Annotated in this window: 4 protein-coding genes; all 4 read left to right on the forward strand. The window is 53.6% G+C overall.

The genetic code is table 11. The annotated features are described in order from the left end of the window. On the forward strand, window positions 1–2,396 hold a 2,396-nt coding region (locus tag SHEWPOL2_RS21750), incomplete at its 5' end, for a CusA/CzcA family heavy metal efflux RND transporter (RefSeq protein ID WP_037431670.1). A 77-nt stretch (window positions 2,397–2,473) separates the two neighbouring features. Next, the gene (locus SHEWPOL2_RS21755) at window positions 2,474–2,794 is read left to right on the forward strand and encodes a P-II family nitrogen regulator (protein WP_037431672.1); all 321 of its coding nucleotides are present in this window, start codon (window positions 2,474–2,476) and stop codon (window positions 2,792–2,794) included. A gap of 4 nt (window positions 2,795–2,798) precedes the next feature. Continuing rightward, a complete protein-coding gene (locus SHEWPOL2_RS21760) occupies window positions 2,799–3,140 on the forward strand; it encodes a signal peptidase II (protein ID WP_011711489.1) in 342 nt (113 codons plus the stop codon). Between the two features lie 41 nt (window positions 3,141–3,181). After that, the coding region (locus SHEWPOL2_RS21765) for a hypothetical protein (protein WP_083848357.1) at window positions 3,182–3,391 on the forward strand (210 nt) is incomplete at its 3' end.

Raw genomic sequence — 3,391 nt, forward strand, 5'->3', positions numbered from 1 at the left:
CGATCGAAAAAATCATCGTCGCTCGTCGAGCCGGGTTACCCATTACCGTGGCTGATGTGGCCGAGGTCGGATTCGGCAAAGAGTTGCGCACAGGTGCCGCTACTCGCGATGGTGAGGAGACTGTATTGGGTACCGCCGTCATGCTGCTGGGAGGTAATAGTCGGACGGTTTCCCAGGATGTGTCGGCCAAGTTGTTGGAGATCAATAAGACGCTGCCCGAGGGCGTGATTGCCGAACCGGTTTATAACCGTACGGTACTGGTCGATAAAACCATTGCCACGGTGCAGGCCAACCTGGCCGAAGGTGCGGTATTGGTTGTCGTCGTGCTCCTGATCATGCTCGGCAACGTCCGGGCGGCCTTACTCACCGCAATGGTGATTCCATTGTCGATGTTGATGTTGATGACGGGCATGGTGCAAACCAAGGTCAGCGCCAATCTGATGAGTTTGGGCGCACTCGATTTTGGCTTGATTGTGGATGGTGCGGTGATCATTGTCGAAAACTGTATCATGCGCTTGGCTGGGCGACAGCATCATCTTGGGCGCACCTTAAAACTGGATGAGCGTTTTCAAACGGTGTTTGCGGCCACCCGCGAGGTTTTTGCGCCGAGTTTGATCAGCGTGTTAGTGGTGATTCTGGTGAACTTACCCATCCTGGCTTTGACGGGCGTGGAAGGCAAAATGTTTACGCCCATGGCTATGGCGGTGATCATGGCCTTGCTGTCTGCGTTGGTGCTGTCACTCACCTTCGTCCCTGCCGCCGTGGCGCTGTTTATGACGGGGCATATCGAGGAGAAGGACAATTTTATTGTTCGCCACTCCAAACGGTTTTACGCCCCGGTTTTGGCGTGGGCGCTAAAGTTTCGCGTTCTCGTATTGTCTGCGGCCCTGATCTTTGTGGTTTTGGTCGGCGCACTGGCCACGCGGATGGGGACGGAATTTATCCCTAATCTGGATGAGGGCGATATTGCCGTCCAGGCACTGCGAATACCCGGCACCAGTCTCACTCAATCCCTGGATATGCAGTTTCAACTGGAAAAAGCGGTTCTGGAAATCCCTGAAGTCAAAACCTACTTCGCGCGCGTCGGCACGGCCGAAGTTGCCAGTGACCCCATGGGGCCCAACATTTCCGATGGCTATGTCATGCTCAGGGATCGCAGTGAATGGCCCGATCCTGATAAAACCAAAGCGCAGCTGTTGGAAGAAATTGGTGAGAAACTGACGTTGTTGCCGGGAAATGCCTATGAGATCAGCCAGCCGATCCAACTGCGCTTCAATGAATTGATTTCTGGTGTGCGATCAGACCTCGGGATCAAGGTGTTCGGCGATGATTTGGACCAGCTGCTTAAATCGGGCAGCGAAATCGCGGCGGTATTGACTGGCATCGAGGGCGCCGAAGGTGTCAAGGTCGAACAGGTATCCGGTTTGCCTATTCTGTCCATTAATGCTGATCGTTCAGCTATGTATCGTTATGGCTTGAATGTCGCCGATGTGCAGGACGTAGTCGCCGCCGCCACGGGCGGTGAGGAGGCTGGCCTGATCTTTGAAGGCGATCAACGTTTCTCGATAGTGGTGCGAGTGGCCGAGGGCATAAGGGGCGACTTGCGCGCGTTGGAACGTTTGCCGATACCGCTGCCAGAGGGCGGCTACGTACCGCTGCGGGAAGTGGCCAGTCTCACGCTGGCCCCTGGACCTAATCAGATCTCTCGCGAAAACGGCAAGCGGCGACTGGTTGTCAGCGCGAACGTTCGCGGTCGTGATTTGGGTGGTTTTGTGGCTGAAGTTCAGGGCAAAGTTGCGCAACAGGTGAAATTGCCGCCCGGCTATTGGCTGGAGTATGGAGGCACCTTTGAGCAACTGCAATCGGCCTCGCAGCGGTTAAGCCTGCTTGTCCCCGTCACTTTGGTGATGATTTTTGCACTGTTGATGATGACCTTTGGTTCGGCAAAAGATGCGGCATTGGTCTTCAGTGGCGTACCGCTGGCGCTGACCGGTGGCGTTATCGCCTTGTGGTTAAGAGATATTCCCCTCTCGATCACAGCCGGCGTTGGGTTTATTACCTTATGCGGGGTTTCTGTACTGACGGGGGTCATGATGGTGTCGGCCTTTCGAGATGAGCTCAATCGGGGTGAATCCGTCGAGCAGGCGATTCAGGGCGGCGCCATGTTGAGATTGCGGCCGATTTTGATGGTCGCTCTGGTGGCTGCATTAGGCTTCTTGCCGATGGCACTCAACACCAGCACTGGAGCAGAAGTCCAAAGACCACTGGCCACGGTAGTCATCGGCGGCATTATCTCATCCACGTTACTCACTCTATTGGTACTTCCCGGCCTTTATCGACTGGCTTGGCGAAAGCCAAAAGAGATTGATGACAACGGCGTTCCGATCGCTCAGTGACACCCTCAGGATCGCGGCAAGCATCCTCTTGCCGCGATCCATCTAACAGTAATAGCGAATTTTTTTGGAGTATTTACATGAAACAAATTACCGCCTTTATCCACCACGTTCGATCCGCTGATGTCATCGACGCACTGCGTGACGCGGGTTACAAAAACCTATCGCTACTCGACATCAAGGGTACTTTGAAGCCCCTCGGGGAGCGGGAATTGGCCTATTCTGCCGAAGCTGGCGTGGTTATCTCAGAAGTCCAATTATCACTGGTCTGTGATGACAATCAGGTGGATGAGGTGACGACCATCATTCGCAAAACCGGGAAAATCGGACCCAACATATCCGGTTGGGTATACGTCACCCCTGTCGAGCAAGCGCTACCGATTGGAGGAAAAGAAAATTAACTTCATGGCGAACTCTAACCCGACAAACACCTTTTGTGGTTGGCTGTGTCTTTCCGGTTTGATATTACTGATGGACCAGGCGAGTAAGTATGCCGTTGAGCGTACGATAGAGTACGGTGAGCGCGTGGAGATTAACTCAATTCTTAATATCGTACACATGATGAATCCTGGGGCTGCATTCAGCTTGCTAGCTGATGCTGGTGGCTGGCAACGCTATTTCTTTATTGCATTAGCCTCTGGCGTATCGGTTTGGTTGGTTTGGACAATGCGGCGGCGTCCAACCCGGCTTGAAGCGGCGAGCTATTCGACATCAACGCGCAGTTACAACGAAATGCCGATGAATTAAAACGGGCCAATGCGGCGCTAAATAGCGACTTGAACGCAAAGATGGAAGATATCCAGAACCTGGAACACGAGTATGAAGAAGCCGTGACAAGGTGCCGGGAATACCAGCATAAAAATGAGCAATTGTCGGAAAACATGGCCGCGCTCACCACTCAGAAAGCAGATGTCGATAAGCAAGTGGCCGTGTTATCCCACGCACTGGAGACCACCAAAGCCGAACTGAAAACCGCCCAGGATAAAGTGGCATTTCTG

The sequence above is a fragment of the Shewanella sp. POL2 genome, from assembly GCF_000282755.1.
In the GTDB taxonomy this organism is placed as follows: Bacteria; Pseudomonadota; Gammaproteobacteria; order Enterobacterales; family Shewanellaceae; genus Shewanella; species Shewanella xiamenensis.